This is a genomic window from Flavobacterium sharifuzzamanii (assembly GCF_003254585.1).
Classification (GTDB): Bacteria; Bacteroidota; Bacteroidia; order Flavobacteriales; family Flavobacteriaceae; genus Flavobacterium; species Flavobacterium sharifuzzamanii.
Genome location: NZ_QJGZ01000030.1, coordinates 1 through 17,658, shown reverse-complemented (window position 1 = coordinate 17,658; position 17,658 = coordinate 1). Strand labels below are relative to the sequence as shown.

16 protein-coding genes and 1 tRNA gene are annotated in these 17,658 nt (G+C 35.2%); 8 read left to right on the top strand and 9 right to left on the bottom strand.

Translation table 11 applies throughout. From position 1 onward, the window contains the following. The first annotated feature begins 147 nt into the window (after positions 1-147). Positions 148-693: a DUF4494 domain-containing protein gene (locus DMA14_RS01335; RefSeq protein WP_111422523.1), complete on the top strand. Its 546-nt coding sequence runs from the start codon at positions 148-150 to the stop codon at positions 691-693. Positions 694-782: 89 nt separating this feature from the next. On the opposite strand, the gene DMA14_RS01330 is transcribed toward DMA14_RS01335, so the two are convergent. Continuing rightward, complete coding sequence (locus tag DMA14_RS01330) at positions 783-1,202, bottom strand: hypothetical protein (RefSeq protein WP_111422521.1); 420 nt, start codon at positions 1,200-1,202, stop codon at positions 783-785. A 231-nt stretch (positions 1,203-1,433) separates the two neighbouring features. Between DMA14_RS01330 and DMA14_RS01325 the strand changes: the two genes are divergently transcribed. From DMA14_RS01325 to DMA14_RS01315, 3 genes are all read left to right on the top strand, one after another. Continuing rightward, a complete protein-coding gene (locus DMA14_RS01325; protein ID WP_111422520.1) occupies positions 1,434-2,966 on the top strand; it encodes a glycosyltransferase family 39 protein in 1,533 nt (510 codons plus the stop codon). Then, positions 2,959-3,483, top strand: coding sequence for a DUF4269 domain-containing protein (locus DMA14_RS01320; protein WP_111422518.1), 525 nt, complete (start codon positions 2,959-2,961; stop codon positions 3,481-3,483). The genes DMA14_RS01325 and DMA14_RS01320 overlap by 8 nt, the downstream gene beginning before the upstream one ends. A 91-nt stretch (positions 3,484-3,574) precedes the next feature. Further along, positions 3,575-3,647: transfer RNA gene (locus DMA14_RS01315), tRNA-Met, on the top strand. Here the strand turns inward: DMA14_RS01315 and DMA14_RS01310 are convergent. From DMA14_RS01310 to DMA14_RS01290, 5 genes are all read right to left on the bottom strand, one after another. Next, a complete protein-coding gene (locus tag DMA14_RS01310; RefSeq protein WP_111422658.1) occupies positions 3,607-5,163 on the bottom strand; it encodes a recombinase family protein in 1,557 nt (518 codons plus the stop codon). The genes DMA14_RS01315 and DMA14_RS01310 overlap by 41 nt on opposite strands. Continuing rightward, the gene (locus DMA14_RS01305; protein WP_203418222.1) at positions 5,120-5,329 is read right to left on the bottom strand and encodes a hypothetical protein; all 210 of its coding nucleotides are present in this window, start codon (positions 5,327-5,329) and stop codon (positions 5,120-5,122) included. The genes DMA14_RS01310 and DMA14_RS01305 overlap by 44 nt, the downstream gene beginning before the upstream one ends. Positions 5,330-5,589: 260 nt before the next feature. Then, on the bottom strand, positions 5,590-5,943 hold the full coding sequence (locus DMA14_RS01300) for a hypothetical protein (RefSeq protein ID WP_111422516.1): 354 nt from the start codon (positions 5,941-5,943) through the stop codon (positions 5,590-5,592). Then, the gene (locus DMA14_RS01295) at positions 5,930-6,766 is read right to left on the bottom strand and encodes an RNA-binding protein (protein ID WP_111422514.1); all 837 of its coding nucleotides are present in this window, start codon (positions 6,764-6,766) and stop codon (positions 5,930-5,932) included. Before DMA14_RS01295 ends, DMA14_RS01300 begins: the two co-directional genes overlap by 14 nt. A gap of 14 nt (positions 6,767-6,780) precedes the next feature. Then, entirely contained in the window at positions 6,781-7,629 is an 849-nt protein-coding gene (locus DMA14_RS01290; RefSeq protein WP_111422512.1) for a hypothetical protein, read from the bottom strand. 173 nt (positions 7,630-7,802) lie between these two features. Between DMA14_RS01290 and DMA14_RS01285 the strand changes: the two genes are divergently transcribed. After that, positions 7,803-8,210, top strand: coding sequence for a helix-turn-helix domain-containing protein (locus DMA14_RS01285; RefSeq protein ID WP_111422510.1), 408 nt, complete (start codon positions 7,803-7,805; stop codon positions 8,208-8,210). Between the two features lie 75 nt (positions 8,211-8,285). Here DMA14_RS01285 and DMA14_RS01280 read toward each other — a convergent pair whose 3' ends face one another. Further along, positions 8,286-9,347, bottom strand: coding sequence for a hypothetical protein (locus tag DMA14_RS01280; RefSeq protein ID WP_111422509.1), 1,062 nt, complete (start codon positions 9,345-9,347; stop codon positions 8,286-8,288). A 501-nt stretch (positions 9,348-9,848) separates the two neighbouring features. Between DMA14_RS01280 and DMA14_RS01275 the strand changes: the two genes are divergently transcribed. From DMA14_RS01275 to DMA14_RS01265, 3 genes are all read left to right on the top strand, one after another. Further along, positions 9,849-10,085, top strand: coding sequence for a hypothetical protein (locus tag DMA14_RS01275; RefSeq protein WP_111422507.1), 237 nt, complete (start codon positions 9,849-9,851; stop codon positions 10,083-10,085). A gap of 298 nt (positions 10,086-10,383) precedes the next feature. Then, a complete protein-coding gene (locus DMA14_RS01270) occupies positions 10,384-10,776 on the top strand; it encodes a plasmid mobilization protein (RefSeq protein WP_111422505.1) in 393 nt (130 codons plus the stop codon). Then, positions 10,764-12,008, top strand: coding sequence for a relaxase/mobilization nuclease domain-containing protein (locus DMA14_RS01265; RefSeq protein WP_111422504.1), 1,245 nt, complete (start codon positions 10,764-10,766; stop codon positions 12,006-12,008). The genes DMA14_RS01270 and DMA14_RS01265 overlap by 13 nt, the downstream gene beginning before the upstream one ends. 105 nt (positions 12,009-12,113) lie before the next feature. Here the strand turns inward: DMA14_RS01265 and DMA14_RS01260 are convergent, their stop codons facing one another. Together DMA14_RS01260 and DMA14_RS22955 are read right to left on the bottom strand one after the other, a co-directional pair. Continuing rightward, positions 12,114-12,803, bottom strand: coding sequence for a hypothetical protein (locus DMA14_RS01260; protein WP_111422502.1), 690 nt, complete (start codon positions 12,801-12,803; stop codon positions 12,114-12,116). A 48-nt stretch (positions 12,804-12,851) separates the two neighbouring features. Continuing rightward, positions 12,852-17,658 (bottom strand): DUF6443 domain-containing protein (locus DMA14_RS22955; RefSeq protein ID WP_162536271.1); only part of this gene is annotated, 4,807 nt, incomplete at its 5' end.

Sequence of the window (17,658 nt, the reverse complement as noted above, 5' to 3'; positions counted from 1 at the left end):
TAAAGACAAATTATTTCGTAAAATCACAACTTTCAGATTCTCAAAACATTACCTAAAATCATCTAAAATTGTGAATATCTATTTGAAGATTTAACTATTATTTCTGCTGTAAAATTTATCTTTGGCATCCTTAAAATTTAAAAAGAGATGAGCGCAGTTTGGTACGAATGCAAAGTAAAATATAGAAAAACAGATGAAACTGGAGGACAAAAAGTTTTAACCGAGCCTTATTTGGTCGATGCTTTGTCTTATACAGAAGCTGAAAAAAGAATGACTGAGGAGATGGCCGCTTATACTAGTGAAGAATTTAAAATCACGGCTATCAAAGTGGCAAATTATGCCGAAATTCATCCTTTTGAAAATGCAGATAGATGGTTTAAATCTAAAATCACTTTAATCGCTTATGATGAAGAAAGCGGTAAGGAAAGAAAAACAAGCATGTATATGCTGGTTCAGGCAAATGACGTTCGCGAAGCTTATGACAATACACTTCACATAATGAAAAATACAATGGGAGAATATTCTATTCCTGCTATTACAGAAACACCAATTATGGATGTTTTCCCTTATTTCAGTGGTGAAGAAGGCGAAACAGAAATGTTGGAAAGATTTAATGCACTGAAAGCGTCTAAACCAGAAAAGCCAGAAGCAGAAATTATCGACCACATGGAATTTGAAACTGTCGAAGAATAAGACCTTTCGATCGAAGATATTTTCTGAAAATTTGAAAATAAAAAAAGCAAAATAGATTTCTATTTTGCTTTTTTTATTTTTAGGCTATTTTAGTAAAGCATTTTTGCCAACGGCGTTACTGCCGAAGCTGATTTGGGCAATAAGGATGTAAGTGCATCAAATTGAGTTGGACTGATATTCTTTTTCATTTTAGATATAAAAGATTCTCTAGTCGTGGTCATTTTAGAAGTATAACCAGCCTTGTCAGTAGCCATTGTAGGCAAAATATTCTTCTTTTTGTTTAGAGTTTCATTTACCAATGAATTTACCACCGGTTTTTGAGCATCTGTTAATTTTAATTTTGGAGATAGTACCCCCATAACCTGATTCGCTAAACTAGCAACATCAAAACCGGGTACTGCCGCTGTCGACGCCTTACTCGCCGCTTTTGTAACATCTCCTATACTTTGTGCATTTGTAAATGAAATTGTCCCTAAAAAGACAACTAAAATCAATAATTTCTTTTTCATGGTATTTTCTTTTAAAGTTATTTGCTTGATAATAAAGGTAATAAAAATGTAAATTCAATTGACATTTTAAAAACACAAATATCTAAATACGTGCACTTTACATTGTTTCAACAAGAAACATTCCCAATATTCAAAAATCAAAATAAGTCCTATCTTAGCTACAGAATTATCCTTTGAGTTGAAACCACTTGCAACACAAAAACTAATCAAACCAAAGAAACCAGAATCTACATGAACAAAAAGACATTTATTTTAATTGGATTTATCATTTTAAAATTTGCACTTCAATACATTTTGCTAAGTCCAGAATACGACTTACAGCGCGATGAATATCTACATCTGGATCAGGCGCATCATTTGGCTTGGGGATATTTATCTGTTCCGCCAGTTACTTCTTGGTTTTCGTATATTATTTATCTGCTTGGAAATTCGGTTTTCTGGATCAAGTTCTTCCCTGCCCTATTTGGTGCTTTGACGCTTTTGGTGGTCTGGAAAACTATAGAACTTTTAAAAGGAAACCTTTATGCTTTAATTCTCGGCGCTTTGTGTGTTTTGCTTTCTTGTCTTCTTCGTCTCAACACGCTGTATCAGCCAAACTCTTTTGACGTTTTATGTTGGACTGCATTTTATTATTTTCTGATACAATACATTACTTCAGAAAACACAAAATGGATTTATTTCGCTGGAATAACTTTCGCCTTTGGTTTCCTAAACAAGTACAATATCGTGTTTTTATTTCTCGGATTAGTTCCCGCTATTTTACTTTCTAAACAACGAAAAATACTGGCAAAAAAAGAGTTTTATTTTGCTTTGATTTTAGGATTAATGCTAATTCTCCCAAATCTTTACTGGCAGTATAGCAATCATTTTCCGATTGTACACCACATGAAAGAATTGGCCGAAACGCAATTGATCAATGTAGATCGAGCTAATTTTCTTAAAGAACAGATTCTCTTTTTTATTGGCGGATTATTGGTGATTTTAGCTGGACTTTATGCAGTTTTATTTTACCAGCCCTTCAAAAAATATCAGTTGTTTTTTGCAACCTTTGTTTTCACGCTTTTGATTTTTATTTACTTCAAAGCAAAAGCGTATTACGCTATCGGACTATACCCAATTTACATTGCTTTTGGAGCTGTGTTTTTATCTGAAATTCTAAACAATGGTTGGAAACGTTTTCTAAAGCCTATTTTTATCTTACTTCCACTATTGTTTTTTGTTCCGATGTACAATATTGCTTTTCCAAATAAAAGTCCAGAATATATGGTGGCACATTCAGAGAAATATAAAAAAATGGGAATGCTTCGTTGGGAAGACGGAAAAGACCATCATCTGCCTCAGGATTTTGCTGATATGCTGGGCTGGAAAGAATTGGCCAGAAAAACAGATTCTCTTTACGATTTAATGCCCAATAAAAAAGAAACTATTGTGCTCTGCGACAATTACGGTCAAGCAGGAGCCATTAATTTTTATTCTAAAAAAGGAATAAAAGCGGTTTCTTTCAACGCTGATTATCTCAATTGGTTTGATCTCACCACTCATTACAAAAATCTGATTCGTGTTAAGGAATTTGACGAAAACAATGAAGAACTGAAAGAAACAAGTCCGTATTTTGAAACGGCTGCTATTGGCGGTCAGATAAAAAATCAATATGCCAGAGAATATGGAACTACAATTTTTGTTTTTACGAATGCTAAAATCAACATCAATAAAAGATTAGAACAGGAAATCAACGAAGAAAAAAGCGATATTATAAATGATTAATTTCAAAGACATATCGTATTTAAAAACGGGAAATTCAAAACAACAAGCCGCATTTCATATTCTGACCAAGTATCAAGTTTTGGAAAATCTTACTGAGTTTGATCCTATCCTGGTTGGCACGATTCCGATAAATATTGATATTGAAAACAGCGATTTGGATATTGTCTGTTATTGGCAAAACAAATCTGCTTTTATTGAAAGAATTAAACATTTGTTCGAAAAAGAAAACCGTTTTTCGATTCGAGAAATCGTAATTGACAATAAGGAATCAGTTGTAGCAAACTTCTTTATTGAGACTTTTGAAATCGAAATCTTCGGACAAAATATTCCAACAGAACTTCAAAATGGCTACAGACATATGGTTATTGAAGACCAAATTCTTCGCTCTAGAGACGAAAACTTTAGATTAGCCATCATAAAACTAAAAGAACGCGGTATAAAAACCGAACCTGCATTTGCCATGCTATTAGGCTTAAAAGGAAACGTTTACCAAGAATTATTGGATTATAAAATATAAGAAAAATCATCTTTTATAAAAATTATAAAAAATAAAGTACTAAAATTATTTGCATAACCGTATTTAGTGTGTATCTTTGCACCCGAAACATCGCGGGATAGAGCAGTAGGCAGCTCGTCGGGCTCATAACCCGAAGGTCACAGGTTCGAGTCCTGTTCCCGCTACTAATTGGGACAAAGAAGAAATTTTCTTCTTTGTCCCTTTTTTATTTAGCCCTATCAGCCTGTTAATACTGTAGATGAGATGCACCACTTCATTTACTCTAGCGGTTCGAAACCCGTTTTCTGAGATCGTAAAATTCTCAGGAAAAATCGAACCTAATAAGTCTCTCGATTCAATCCAGTTGCCGTTTTCATAATATTCGTTAAGCTTCATCAGGTTGTCTACTCCCGCTTTTAAAAGCTCTTGAATATCTTTATTCTCATCGTCGATACCAGATAATTTTAATTCAAGCCTTCTTACCATCTCTCCGTAATCTGACTTCATATCACGGTAGTCTGAAGCATCTATCTGTTTTGTTGCAAGAAGATCTCTTGCATTTGAGATTCTGGCTTCATAATCTTTGATCTGGCTTATGATTTTAGTCTTTTCTTCCAATACATCCTTAATCTGTTCTTTATAACAGTCGCCTATGACATTGGCATAGATATTTTTAATTTCAGGAATAGGAACATATTTTTTCAGGTTTTGTATAAATATCTCATTGGCTGTTTCCGAATTAATCCTGTATCTGCAACCTGCACTGCAATGGTAATACGGATAATATTTATGTCGTCCTTTAGATATGCTTCCAGTCAATATTTTCCCGCAGTCGGGACAGATGAAAAAACCTCTCAGGGGAAAAGGCTTGGCTGAAAGAGTTTTTGGAAGATATTTGCGAGATCGCCCGTCAAGCACATCCTGAACTTTATAGAAAAGCATTTCCGAAATTAAAGCTTCGTGCTGTCCTCTCACTAAAGTGCGTTCCTCATCCTTATATTTAGGAACTTCTATCTTACCGCAGTAAAGAGGATTGCGGATCGCTCTCCAAAAATGGTTCTTGCCTGCTTTAAGACCCTTTTCTTTTGCCATGTGAAGCACCTGTTCCGTATTAAAGATTCCTTTGGAAAGTTCTTCAAAAGCCCATTTTAAAATAGAGGCTTCTGGCTGGTCGAATGCAATATATTTTGTACCGTCTTCTTTTACTCGGTTAACATATCCAATGGGAGCAATTCCCATGTATCTTCCCTCTTTTCTAGCTCTTCTCATTCCGTGAAAGGTATTCAGGGCTCTACGGTCATTCTCCACCTCGGGAGCAGCCAGATAAAAAGCCAGCATCATTTTGTTCTCAGGTATTGATAGATCCAAAGGCTGTTCTATTGCCTGAGGCTCAACTCCTAATTTTCTGAGGATACTGATCATCTGGTATGCATCTCCTGCATTTCTGCTGAACCTGTCCCATTTGGTAAACAGGAGAAGATCGGTTTTATTCTTATGCTTCTTTAAATCCGCAATCAGTTTCTTCCACTGCGGACGGTTGAATGTCTTTGCCGAATGGTCTTCATAAATAACATGTCTTATTTCAACTGCATTTATTTCGCAGTACTTGCGAAGCATTTCTTCCTGATTTCTCTGTGAGTAGCCCCTGTCTGCCTGCTCATCTGTACTCACTCTCACGTATAGGTCTGCTATTCTTCTCATCTTTTTTCTTTAAATAGTTTGAAACTGCCATGTTTGCCAGTTTTCTTAAAAATTCTAAAATCATTCCCGCCTGTTCCAGCGTCACTTCCACTCCTTCATCTTTCAGCATTTTTCTGGTTTTTTCTGCCGTCATTTTTCCTCTTTCTTCTCTTCCATCCTTCTCCATTTGAAATTCCTCTTCATTAAAAAAAGACCGAGCCTCGGTCTTTTTTGTTCCACAATCATTCATCGCTATAAAGTTATAACACTTTTTTCATTTTACCCTGATCAAAATATGGTGGGGATAATACAAATATAAAACCTAATCCACTGAGGATCATAAGCAAAATTTACCTATCATTACTCGATCCATTTTCAGATTCTTTCCCAAAGATAAATCGCTTTTCTGTCAATGTCATGGACATAATATGTACATCAAAACGCAAATCATGAATTGGAATCTAAATTACCTTCATCTTTCATATCCTTACATAAATAACTTATTTCATTTATAAGCTCAAATTCATCGATCGGGAACAGCTGAAGCGTTACTCCCAATATAAGCCCTACATCAATATTCTGGTTTAGAACCGTAGGCGGAACTTCTGCACTGTCGTTGTCCAAAGCGATTATGCAGAGCTTCATCAGGTTTCTTATAATTGAAAGAAGTTCGCAATAATCATATATTCTGATCTCTGCATTATACATGCCTCTTTTATCCTGTGCTGGTTTTAAAGTATTAAGCAGTCTATTGCTTAACATTTCGATTTTTTTCAGTTTTACAATTTCATCTGTTTCCATGATTATTAAATATTTCTTTAGCTTTTTCTATCTTCTCCAGAAAAACTGTCTCAACTTCTTTTTTCATCCATTGCAGTTTCTCATTTGCATAATCTGCACTCTCAATATCAAAAGGCTCAGCATGTTCTCCCCATTGCACAGCCTTACGGGCGGATTCCATCTTCTCTAAGGCATCCTTTTCTTTTTCAATATTTACATCAAATACATTTCCGAATGAGCTTTTAAATGCACCGACATGTTCCTGCTGGTCAGCTATGCCTTCATGAGGAATCCATTCCCCTGTCAAAAGCCATGAAACATTTATGAACATATACCTGAACTGCTGATGAAGAACATAAAATGCCATTAAGAGATTATCGTTATTATGATGATACTTGAAATCTCTGCCGATTGTAACTGCTTCCGATCTCCACATTTGGTATCTCTTCTTTGTCTGCTTTATAAGACGCTTTAGTTTTATACTTTTTATATCCATAACGGGCTTCTGCCCATCATTTATATATATAAGATCCGTTTCTCCGCAGTTTAGAATAAAAAAGAGATTTCCTCTTTTCAATTCATCTTTTATGCAGTCCCTGTTAAAAAAACAGAATACAAACTCAGTATGATTCTGGATTACTTTCCATAAATGGTCATTGACATCGTCATAATAATGTTCGCTTTCTCTGCTTATCACTAAAGACATAATCCCGATTTTTGATTCTAAATCTGATTCAGTAAAATAAATGCAGTCAGCTTCGACAAATTCCAAAAGAAGTTTTGCCATTTTCTTTACAGCCCTATATCTGGGATGTTCTTTATGGGTTAGAATATTACAATACATAACTTCCGCTTTTACTATTCAACAGCACACAAGCTTTCTTGTCGCAGTAATTCCGCCTCGGCAATCTCAGTAGCTTTTGCATAAAAAACATCGCATCTTTTCTCTAGAAGTTCTATATCCACTAAACAGGATTTTTTCACATTGCTCCAGCGTAGCGAAGCTGGATTTGCTTTTAACAGGTCAAACATCGCTTTATCCTCAGTGGTAGTTCGTGGAAAAATATCCGAAGTCAAAGGAGTAAATATTTCACATATTTCAAATAAATACGGCAGTGAAAAATGATCGGGATAATATCCTAAAAACACACTGATAAGTCCCAAGCATATTTGCTCTACAGCGATATGATACATAGATTCCTGAACAAATCCAGTACTGGTGTAATCAAGCTGGCTTACGCTTGCCAAATAGCTCTCAGCGATTATATTTCTATTTTTCCAGTAAGACTTTATTCTTTTGATTTTAAAGTCTGGAGCCTCCTCAAAGGAAATATGTAAAGGCGAATTTTCACGTTCATACGCCTTATAGCCTCTTGTCACAACCTGATGATAAAAATACAGTTGGTTGTGTGTGAGAGAATGCTTGAATTTTGTTTTATAAAATAATAATGTTGCCGTATAACGGCCTTCAGTTTTGTGTTTTATTATATCGCTGATATCTGCAACAGCATTTATAATATATTCATCCGTTAAAACGAGCAGATAATAATGGGTATGCGCTTTTTCTCCAGAAACAGATTCTTGAAAAGGGTTTTCAACTGCGTCAAAGTGCTTTTTTTCTCCAAAGCAGTATATACTGCCTGTACTTATGCAGTCAGTAATAATACCGCTCACTGTCTGCAATCCTAAGTTGTCAATTGTTTTCATAATTTTACTTATTTTAGTTAATACTTGTGTGAAAAATTGTATTTTTGCTTAACACACAGGCAAGTAAGCAATTACTGATACCGTACCGTATCAAATTTTACCGTACCGTACATGGGATTTTTTGTATCATACATGAATCTCACATTTTTATTCTTAATTATTATCTTTGAGCTATGAGTACATTAACAAAACAAAACCACATGGGGCGTAAAATCAGCCGCATCCGTGAACTGAAAGACATGAAGCAGGAAGCACTGGCACAGGCTATGGGAACAAACCAGCAGACTGTTTCGATATTAGAAAATAGTGAAGAAATAGATGATGAAAAATTAAAAGAAGTGGCAAAAGCCCTAGGAATAAGCGTGGAAGCAATTAAAAATTTTTCTGATGAAGGCGTAATTAATTACTTCAACAGCTTTAATAATTTTAACGATAATTCGTCATTAAATAGCCAATGCACTTTTAACCCACTGGATAAATTAATGGAATCTGTAGATGAGAATAAAAAACTTTACGAAAGATTATTGAAATCTGAACAAGACAAAATTGAATATTTGGAAAAATTACTAAAAGCTAAATAAGCTTTTATAAAAGATATATTAATTCAAAAAAAAAGAGACTGTAGAGTCTCTTTTTTTTTGAATATCTGACAAAAACTACAGCATAGACTGATAAAGTTTATATTGTTCACAAAAGTGTTTAGCATTTTGAAAATTGCTTATATAATATAATTCATTGATCCCTGACTCGGTTTTTATATGAATAGATCCATATAAAACTATTGGGATCTTATAATTATTAACAAACCTTTTATCAGGCGAGCCGTCTCTGTTTACTCTATACCAAGTTTCACCAACAATTTCAGTATCCGTCTGTATATTTTTACTTTCCTCTAAAAATCGAGCTTCTGAATAGTGTAATTGGAGATCAGAATAATCAAGAACAGCAATATCATCTTTGGTTTTAAAATATATTATGAAACTTGGATAAAAATAAAAATCCCCACCGTTATAATTTTCAAAATAGAAACTTTTTTCATCTGTTTTAATTGCGGGAATTGATTCTATTGAAAATACTACCTCATTTCGATGCATTGAAGTCTGTGCTGCAGCTTTCGTATCTGTATTAGCTTCTGAATAAGTCATATCCCAGATTTTATCCGAATTTTTTAATGAAGTAAATGCACTTACAAGATCGGAATATTTATCTTTAAACTCGACCGTTTCAAATTCATATCTAATATTTAAATACGATTCCGTTTGAGCCCGCTTTACGGCCTCAAGAGCAGTTCGGCTCTCTTCTAATTCTTCTGTAAGTCTCAGTAATTTCTTTTTATATAAAAATCTAAAAATTGAGTTTTTTGTTTTTAGATATTGCCCATTAAGCGTCTTGTGTTTTTCTGAAAGTTTTGCTACTTCATCTGTAATTATTTCTCTTTGGTAGTAAAGATTTATAATTTTTTCCCTGACACTGTTAAGATTTTTAGAATTTAACCTTTCAGTATTAAAATGGCTTTCAATTTTGCCATATTCTACTTTATCAAAAAGCTGTTTTAAAATATCATTTCCCAGTTCTCGTCCCTTATTCTTTGCTTCCTGAAATTTTGATTCATCTAAGCTACTAACTCTGTCTGTTTCGGTGCGTTTACCAACTGTGAAAACAATCTGATGTGAAATAAGAGACTGATTTAAAAAATCATTTTGTAAGGCTGTGTCCATAATCTATAGGTTTTAAAACCAAATTTATTTAATATCAATTCATATTATTTACGGAAAACCATAATTCATAAAAATAAAGAGTTATTCATCTGAAAAAATCTAAACTGGCTTTATGCTCTTTTATTCGACATGTAAAATCTACATATGCCTGAAAAACCTTTTTGTTGATTATTTTAGTGTCCAAAGGATTATTCTATACAACGCAAAGACAAATGAAACTTCCGAAAAGAAAAAAAAGCAAAGCAAAATATTGGGCACAGCCAGAGAAGTGCGCATAACATTTTTTTTCGTTCCTCAAAAAATGCCCTTCGGGACTTATAGCACTTCACCTGTCTGCTTGTCCAATTGAAGACTGCTTTCTTTTTTCCCTTTTTCTTTTAAAAAATTTTCAATCGAGACACACCTGCTTCTAAACACATGTATTATAGTAAATTAAAAATTTTACTATATATTTATCACTAATAAAAACAAACGATTTCTAATTCAATAATTCATTTACTTATGAATCGTCCTAAAATTCTTTTTGTAATTCTTTTAAGCCTTTTATTCTTCACACTTATATCTTTTTTATATCGCTATGAAAAAAACAAGATTTTGGAAAAGGAGCTTTCCCGCATTGATAAAGAAATTTATTTAAAAGAGGTGTACTACAAAAAGAAAGTGAAAGAGTTTGAAGAGCTGGAAAAGAAACATAAAAAGCAGACTGACCAACTAAAAGCAGAGCTCTCAATTAAATGATATTTTTATGATTCTCAAAATCTCTTTCTAAGAGCATTCAATTTTTATAGAGTTCTTTAGTAAATAGTTAAAAGATAACATCCTACAGCCATCATGACCATATTTTGCGCATGATACATTCAAATATTTTTTCTAAATTAGAAGCCTGCTTTTAAAAAATCTCCAAAGATGTCCACGTTCCTGACATCAGCAAGATGAACGGTTGTTTAACAACCGCCTATCTTGCCACCCATTTGCCTCGAAACTCGGCGGTGGAGAAACTTAAATGCAAAGAGTTTGATAACAATGAAGATGAAAGATGATGAAAAGAGAAAATTCAAACAGAACACGAATCGTGGGACTGCGATTCACTCCTTTGGAGTATGCCGAACTGGAAAAAAGATTTAGAGCAAGCACCTGCCGAAAATTAAGCGACCACATCAGAAGCCACTTATTCAACAAACCAATTGTAGCCACTTACAGAAATCAGTCTTTAGACGAACTGATGGAAGAAACAGCCGTCCTTACTTCCGAATTGCGGGCAATCGGCAATAATATCAATCAGATTGCCAGAAAGATAAACACGCTCAAAACAGTTCCCGATTTCAAGGGACACCTTTACCTGTTCGAGATACAAAGAAAAAGACTTTTTGATAAAATGGAGGAGGTCTCAGGCCACACCCAGAAAATAGCAGAAAAATGGTTGCAGTGATAAAAACAAGCTCGTCCATAAGAGGCATTCTGAATTACAACGAAAATAAAGTTGAAATTGGAAAAGCGGAATGCATAAGTGCTCTGAATTATCCGCTGGAGCTGGAAAAATTGAGTTTCAATTCAAAATTAAACCGCTTTCTAAAACTGGCAGAACTCAATACTAATGCGAAGCGAAACACAGTGCATATCTCGCTCAACTTTGATCCTTCGGAGAATCATTCGAAAGAAAAACTGGCTGAAATTGCAGACACTTATATGGAAAAACTGGGTTTCGGCAGACAGCCTTATCTGGTGTATCAGCATTATGATGCGGGTCATCCGCACTGCCATATCGTGACAAATAACATTCAGAGAGACGGAAAAAGAATCGATCTGCATTTACTGGGAATCAGAAAGTCAGAACCTGCCCGAAAAGAAATTGAAGAAATGTTCGGGCTTGTAAAAGCCGAAGGAAGAAAACAGAAAGAACCTTTTTCATTAAATCCGATAGATGTCGGCAGAGTCCAATACGGAAAAGCAGAGTCCAGAAAGGCTATCAATTCAGTTTTAAACAAGGTGCTGTTTGACTATAAATATTCAAGCCTGCCTGAACTCAACGCGGTTTTAAACCTCTATAATGTTCATGCTGACAGAGGAAGCGAGGAATCGAGAGTTTTTAAAAACAATGGACTGCTTTACAAGATACTTGACCAGAATTCAAAACCGATAGGCGTGCCGATAAAAGCAAGCGAATTTTACAGCAGACCTACCTTAAAATTTCTGGAGGAAAAATTCAGGATAAATGAAACAAAGAAGCAATACGCCAAAAGCCACATTAAAAATACTTTGAGACAGGCTTTTTATGATGAAAGAATTACTTCTGTCGAGAGATTATCTGAAAAGCTCAAAGATGAAGCTATTCATACTGTTTTAAGAAAAAGCAGTGAGGGAAAACTTTATGGAATTACTTTTGTCGACTTTAAAACACAGTCGGTTGTCAATGGAAGCAGTCTTGGAAAAGAGTTCAGTGCAAAAGGAATTCAGGAAAGCTGTGTAATGAACATTCTTGCACTTGAGAGAAAATATGAAAGCTCTATTTCAACAAATTCAGAGAACTTTCAAAATCTAGATTCAAAAGAGTATGTGAAAGAGAATCTTGCTGATATACTGCTCCGAGGAGAAAAGATAAATGAATATGTTTCTAAACAATTTAAACCAAAAAAGAAAAAGAGACTTTATAAGGGTATATAAATAGTTAAGGGTGCATAAATGCACCCTTAACTTTGTCTTCTATTTCGGTTGGTATATTTAATTTGATATTGTTAATTCTATACTAACACTAATATTACTGTTTAACTACAAGGCTTTATAAAATTTCATTTTCTTTTCTTGTAAATTTAGTTTTACTATTCCACTTCTAATTCCTAAATAGACAATTGTCTCATCAATAACAGCAACGGAATTCGGATATAGATCACTCCAAAAAGCATTCATGAAAATATTTTTTATTTTAAAGTTATCTACAACAAAGAAACTCTTAAATCCAGCAATGTAAAGTTTATTTTCAAAAATATTCATGGCTAAAGGAGCATCTTCGAATTTAAGCATAGTTTTGTAAGAAAATCCATAAGTAGTATGCTCTAATTCATACAATTCTCCCTCATTAATTCCCAAATGAGATAACCCTTCTATAAAGTATATTTTATTATTAAGCTGGAAAACAAACTTCACATTTCCCTCCTTAATATTAACAGTTTTGCCATCGTCAGAAATAAATTCGATTTTTCCTCCCCATTCCCCTTTATCTTGTGTCTTAAGAATTCCATTAGAAATCTTCAATTCAGTAAAAAAGTTGTGTCGCACAGAATCAATCTTTAATTTCTCATCATAAATTTCCACAGAAAAATCTTTTTTCGAAGCATTTAGTTCTCTTTTTTCTGAGCTACCACCCAGAGGTATCGGTTGTTCTGTAAAGTTTTTAAGAAGATTATCTCTTCCGCAATTAGCAAAAATAAAAAGGAGTAATATAAATAGATTTTTTTTCATGTTATTGATTTTTATTAATAAAACTTTTATTGTCTGACCGAAGACTATTTAGGTAAAACCATAGCCAGTTCTACCTGTTGGCTTCTTATCTGGCCTAGGTTTAGGCGCTGGTTTAGGCGCTGGTTTTGGTGTTGGCGTTGGTGTTGGCAATGGGTTGTAAGTCTTATTTGTCGGTTTAGTTGTTGGAGTAGTTGATTTACTTAGGTCTATCAATAAAGGCCCTATTATATTTCTATTCTTTCGAATTGTTAATAAACTAAATGAAGATGGATTATCAGGATCATAAGGATCATAAGACAAATCCGTCCTTAAAGTAGTAGGAACCCTAGTTGAAAGTGGGTATCTTTGTAAACTTCCATTCGGAGTTGATACATAAGCATTAATATTGTGATTTACTCCATACCACATATCCGAACTTGAGAATTCATTGTTTGCATACTCTTCTTGATAAGCACCATGACTATGAATATAGGCAACTGGAGTTGTTCCAGGTGGGGCGTCACTAGGGTGAACTGTGTTCTCTAATGCAATGGCAGGAGGTCCATAAGAATACCATACCTTGCCATTTGCATCAACATTTTTCCCAATTGTTGATCCATATTCTCTTTTATCTCTTATAGATTTATAATTATATATTTCAGCCCAATTTCCTGCGGCATCTTTTTCGCTTCCAAATAATCTATAAGGTTCTAAACCTTCTAGTTCAACTGCATCTATCACTCTATTGCCACTAAATACATAAGGGGACCAATCATTATATTGTTCTGTTAGTGGATCAATACCCATAAATCTTCCAATAGCGTAATCATAGTTTCTCCATTTAAAACTGTCCCAGCCCAGTCCCAGCTCGTCTTGACGCTCTTGGCCTTGGTACTTATACTTATTCGCTGTCGGCAGATAATCATTATATGCTTTGTGCTTTAATCCAAAAGGATAATAATTATTCTCTTCAATAATTTCAAGAACCTGTGTTGTCGGGTTTTTAGCATAGCTTAGTCGAACGTTTCCTAAATGGTCTTTGTATTGGAAAACATACGAAAGCGCTCCTGCCGTATTTTTTACATACCCTTCTGCTGTCGGGAAAAACTCCAGAACATTGTCTTTGTATTGGTAGCCTCCCAAATAATCAGTAACGGCAGTAACAGTGCCTTCAGTAACCGCTTTTTTCAGTTTTTGCCCAGATGCATTGTAAAAGTACTCAATGCTTCCTGTTGTTCCAAATGTTATTTTCTTCGGCAGGTTTAAATGATTGTAACTTATGTCAGTGATATTCTTGTTCTTGTCGGCAATCATATTTCCGTTATCATCATAACTGTAATCATCACCAATTTTATTTGCATCGTTAAATCCGCTGGTGTTATTGGAATTATCTTCAACTTTAGACAGCTGGTTTGAGTTTGCCGGATAAGTATAAACTAAATCGTCCATATCAAGATTGCCTACTTCAGGGTCGTAATCTCCCTTGCGGATCAGCTTCATTATATTTCCGTTTTTGTCATAAGACAGATTCTCGTCATAGGCGCTTGTAGTCATACCGTTCTTTTCATAAACGGCATTTGTAAGACGGTTCAGATTATCATATTTATAGCCATAAGCCCTTTCGTTTAAATCGGAAGCCGTTTTCCAGAATGTTTCTGAGATGTTTCCATTGTAGAGTGCCCTTACATCTGATATATCGGTCTGTGTGGTTTCGTAATTGATCTTGAAGGCAAATAAATCGACAGGGTCTGTATCCTGCTGCAGATTGCCTGTTTTATTAATTTCTTTCAGCCAGCCTCTAATGTTATACTTATAATCCACTTTCTGAAGCGGGTTTCCAACGCTATTTCCCACTTTCTTGCTTACAAGCTGCCCTAAGGCGTCATAGAAATTATCGGCCAAAAGTTCTACTGTTCCGCCGTTTACCTGGTGCGTATGCGTAAGAAGACGGTCTTGAGGAGAATAGGTAAACTCTTCTCTTACCGCAATCTCTGGATTGCCAGAAGTTCTTTTGTGTTTTGTAATTGTATAAAGTGTTTTTCCTGCAAAGTCCAGCTTGCTTTCACTTAAGGTATACCCGCCCAAATAGTTCTGAAGATAATTTTTGACTGGTCTTGCCTTATCATCATAAAATATTGTGCTGGTTTCGCCTGCTGTTGAAGAAGATGTAGTCACCGCTCTTGTCCAGCTTCCGGAAGCCATGCCTTTTACATTTGCCAGAATATATTGCCCTTCTACTGAGGTCGGAAGTCCCTGTGCATTTGGAAATGCATAATCATCATAATAATTAACGGTTAAAAGCTTAAAGCTTGTCGGCGCTATGACATTGCTGTAATATGCTTCGACTCCGTCAATTGTTCCAGAAGTCTGTTTTGTTTCAAATAGAACCGTCGCTGCATTCTGTGCATCCTGCAGAGATTTTCGCGTCGCAGCATTTGATGTCTGGCTGCTCCAGCCTGTATATATTGGTCTATTAAAAGCATCGTATTTTGTTATAATCCAACCTAAGGCATTCTCATCTTTAAAAGGAGAATATGCCGGTCCGGTAGCAACCGGTCTGTCTAATTTGTCATAAACAATAAACTCCCATTGCTTGCCTGGAAGTTTTTTCTCTACCAGACGGTTTTTACTGTCGTATTTGTATTGATAGCATAAACTATTTAAAACATTGAAATCTACGGTACCTTCTGCCTTTGGCGGAATTACATAAGTAAGATTTCCATAGATATCGTAGACATAATAAGTATCGTGTTTGTCTCCCGCATTATAGGTTCGTTTCAATACAACTTGGCCTTCTTTATTCTTAAATTCAACTGTAGAACCCGATCCCTCAGCAGGACTCGCCGATGTATTTTCATCATAGGTAACGCTTTTATACAAGGCATTTTCCCCATATGTTCCGTCTTCTGAAATGGAAATATCATAAAGCCCTGAACCTTCATTCCAAGAGGCTACTGCCTGATACATTTTTACGGCATCTGCTGTCAGATTGCTCTGATATTCCATTTTTATTTCATGCCCACTGCCCATTGCCCATGAATTTCCAGAGGCTGCCTGCTTTAAAACTCTGCTTAACGGAGAAGACTCCAGTTCTTTTTGTGAATATGGATTAGACGTATTATCATATTTATTTACATTGTAAAAAGCTATTGTATTATCTTTCGCACTGGCTTCAAATGCCATATTAGCTGAAGATGATTCATAAGGCAAATACTCCTGAAACTCTCTGCCTAAATTATCATAGCCAATATGAGTGACAATATCCTTCCCGGCATTGGATTGCCTGTTGGCAATTTTTTGCACAGGTCTTCCCAGCCCATCAAAATAAGTTATACTGGTCTGTGCCTGTTCTAAGGATGGAGATTCTAAAACAGCATCGGTTGGTTCTTTGTAAATTTTACTAATAATATAATTCTGGTCGGAAGGAGCAATGATATTATTGCAATCTGAACTGGTGCCAAAAACAAAAGGACAATTATCTGTATTGTTTCGCACATATTTCCCAGTCGGCATTGTACATTGCTGAACATAATTTGACGGATCTCCTAAACCATCTGAATCATTGTCAGCATACCATTTTGTATCTGGATTTAAAGTAATATCACCGTCATGACAGTCTAAATTGTTGGTTACGTAACCATCTGGAATTTTACTGTAGAACACACTTGAAGCAGGATTTCCAAAACCATCCTTATCTACATCCTGATAGAATGTTTGCGGAGCTATGTTAGTAATATTTCCAGTGCTATCATCATAATCTGCTCCATTAGACACGTAGCCTATCGGCTGTATGCAGCCGATAATCGTTGCTGAAACCAATCCAAATCCATCTCCATCTGTATCTCGATACCAAACCGAATTTGGATTAAGCGAAATAACAGCATCATTACAGTCCGCATTGTTGTCAACATATCCATCTGGCCGCAGACAACTCAACAGCACTACATTATTGTCTCCGAAACCATCTTTATCAAAATCGCGATACCATTTTGTCTCGGGATTAATCATTTTATTGAAGTCATTGCAATCTAAATTATTAGCAACATAACCTGTCGGCATATTGCTATAATATACATAATTTGCGGGATCTCCAAAAGTGTCAGTATCGTAATCTCTGTAAAAATGCTGCGGGGCAATATTGGTAATATTGTCTGTGGAATCATCATAATCAGATGCATTGTCAGCATAGCCTTCCGGTTTCTGACAACTTTTTGTCGTTACGGAGGCAACTCCATAACCATCACGATCTACATCACGATACCAAATTTTGTTGGGATTAACCGTATCATCAGAATCATTGCAATCAAGAGCATTGTCAATATATCCATCTGGAGCCATACTATAATAAACAGTGTTAAGAGGATCCCCAAAACCATCACGATCAAAATCTCGGAAATAATATCGAGGAGGAATATTGGTAATATTTCTGGTGCTATCGTCATAATCTGCTCCATTAGACACGTAGCCTATCGGCTGTATGCAGCCGATAATCGTTGCTGAAACCAATCCAAATCCATCTCCATCTGTATCTCGATACCAAACCGAATTTGGATTAAGCGAAATAACAGCATCATTACAGTCTGCATTGTTGTCAACATATCCATCTGGCTGCAGACAACTCAACAGCACTACATTATTGTCTCCAAAACCATCTTTATCAAAATCGCGATACCATTTTGTCTCGGGATTAATCATTTTATTGAAGTCATTGCAATCTAAATTATTAGCAACATAACCTGTCGGCATATTGCTATAATATACATAATTTGCAGGATCTCCAAAAGTATCAGTATCGTAATCTCTGTAAAAATGCTGCGGGGCAATATTGGTAATATTATCTGTGGAATCATCATAATCAGATGCATTGTCCACATAA

Excerpts from the sequence above, each read along its gene's own strand:
- DMA14_RS01335 (WP_111422523.1), top strand. The coding sequence starts at position 148 with ATGAGCGCAGTTTGGTACGAATGCAAAGTAAAATATAGAAAAACAGAT.
- DMA14_RS01330 (WP_111422521.1), bottom strand. The coding sequence starts at position 1,202 with ATGAAAAAGAAATTATTGATTTTAGTTGTCTTTTTAGGGACAATTTCA.
- DMA14_RS01325 (WP_111422520.1), top strand. The coding sequence starts at position 1,434 with ATGAACAAAAAGACATTTATTTTAATTGGATTTATCATTTTAAAATTT.
- DMA14_RS01320 (WP_111422518.1), top strand. The coding sequence starts at position 2,959 with ATGATTAATTTCAAAGACATATCGTATTTAAAAACGGGAAATTCAAAA.
- DMA14_RS01310 (WP_111422658.1), bottom strand. The coding sequence starts at position 5,163 with ATGAGAAGAATAGCAGACCTATACGTGAGAGTGAGTACAGATGAGCAG.
- DMA14_RS01305 (WP_203418222.1), bottom strand. The coding sequence starts at position 5,329 with ATGGAGAAGGATGGAAGAGAAGAAAGAGGAAAAATGACGGCAGAAAAA.
- DMA14_RS01300 (WP_111422516.1), bottom strand. The coding sequence starts at position 5,943 with ATGGAAACAGATGAAATTGTAAAACTGAAAAAAATCGAAATGTTAAGC.
- DMA14_RS01295 (WP_111422514.1), bottom strand. The coding sequence starts at position 6,766 with ATGTATTGTAATATTCTAACCCATAAAGAACATCCCAGATATAGGGCT.
- DMA14_RS01290 (WP_111422512.1), bottom strand. The coding sequence starts at position 7,629 with ATGAAAACAATTGACAACTTAGGATTGCAGACAGTGAGCGGTATTATT.
- DMA14_RS01285 (WP_111422510.1), top strand. The coding sequence starts at position 7,803 with ATGAGTACATTAACAAAACAAAACCACATGGGGCGTAAAATCAGCCGC.
- DMA14_RS01280 (WP_111422509.1), bottom strand. The coding sequence starts at position 9,347 with ATGGACACAGCCTTACAAAATGATTTTTTAAATCAGTCTCTTATTTCA.
- DMA14_RS01275 (WP_111422507.1), top strand. The coding sequence starts at position 9,849 with ATGAATCGTCCTAAAATTCTTTTTGTAATTCTTTTAAGCCTTTTATTC.
- DMA14_RS01270 (WP_111422505.1), top strand. The coding sequence starts at position 10,384 with ATGATGAAAAGAGAAAATTCAAACAGAACACGAATCGTGGGACTGCGA.
- DMA14_RS01265 (WP_111422504.1), top strand. The coding sequence starts at position 10,764 with ATGGTTGCAGTGATAAAAACAAGCTCGTCCATAAGAGGCATTCTGAAT.
- DMA14_RS01260 (WP_111422502.1), bottom strand. The coding sequence starts at position 12,803 with ATGAAAAAAAATCTATTTATATTACTCCTTTTTATTTTTGCTAATTGC.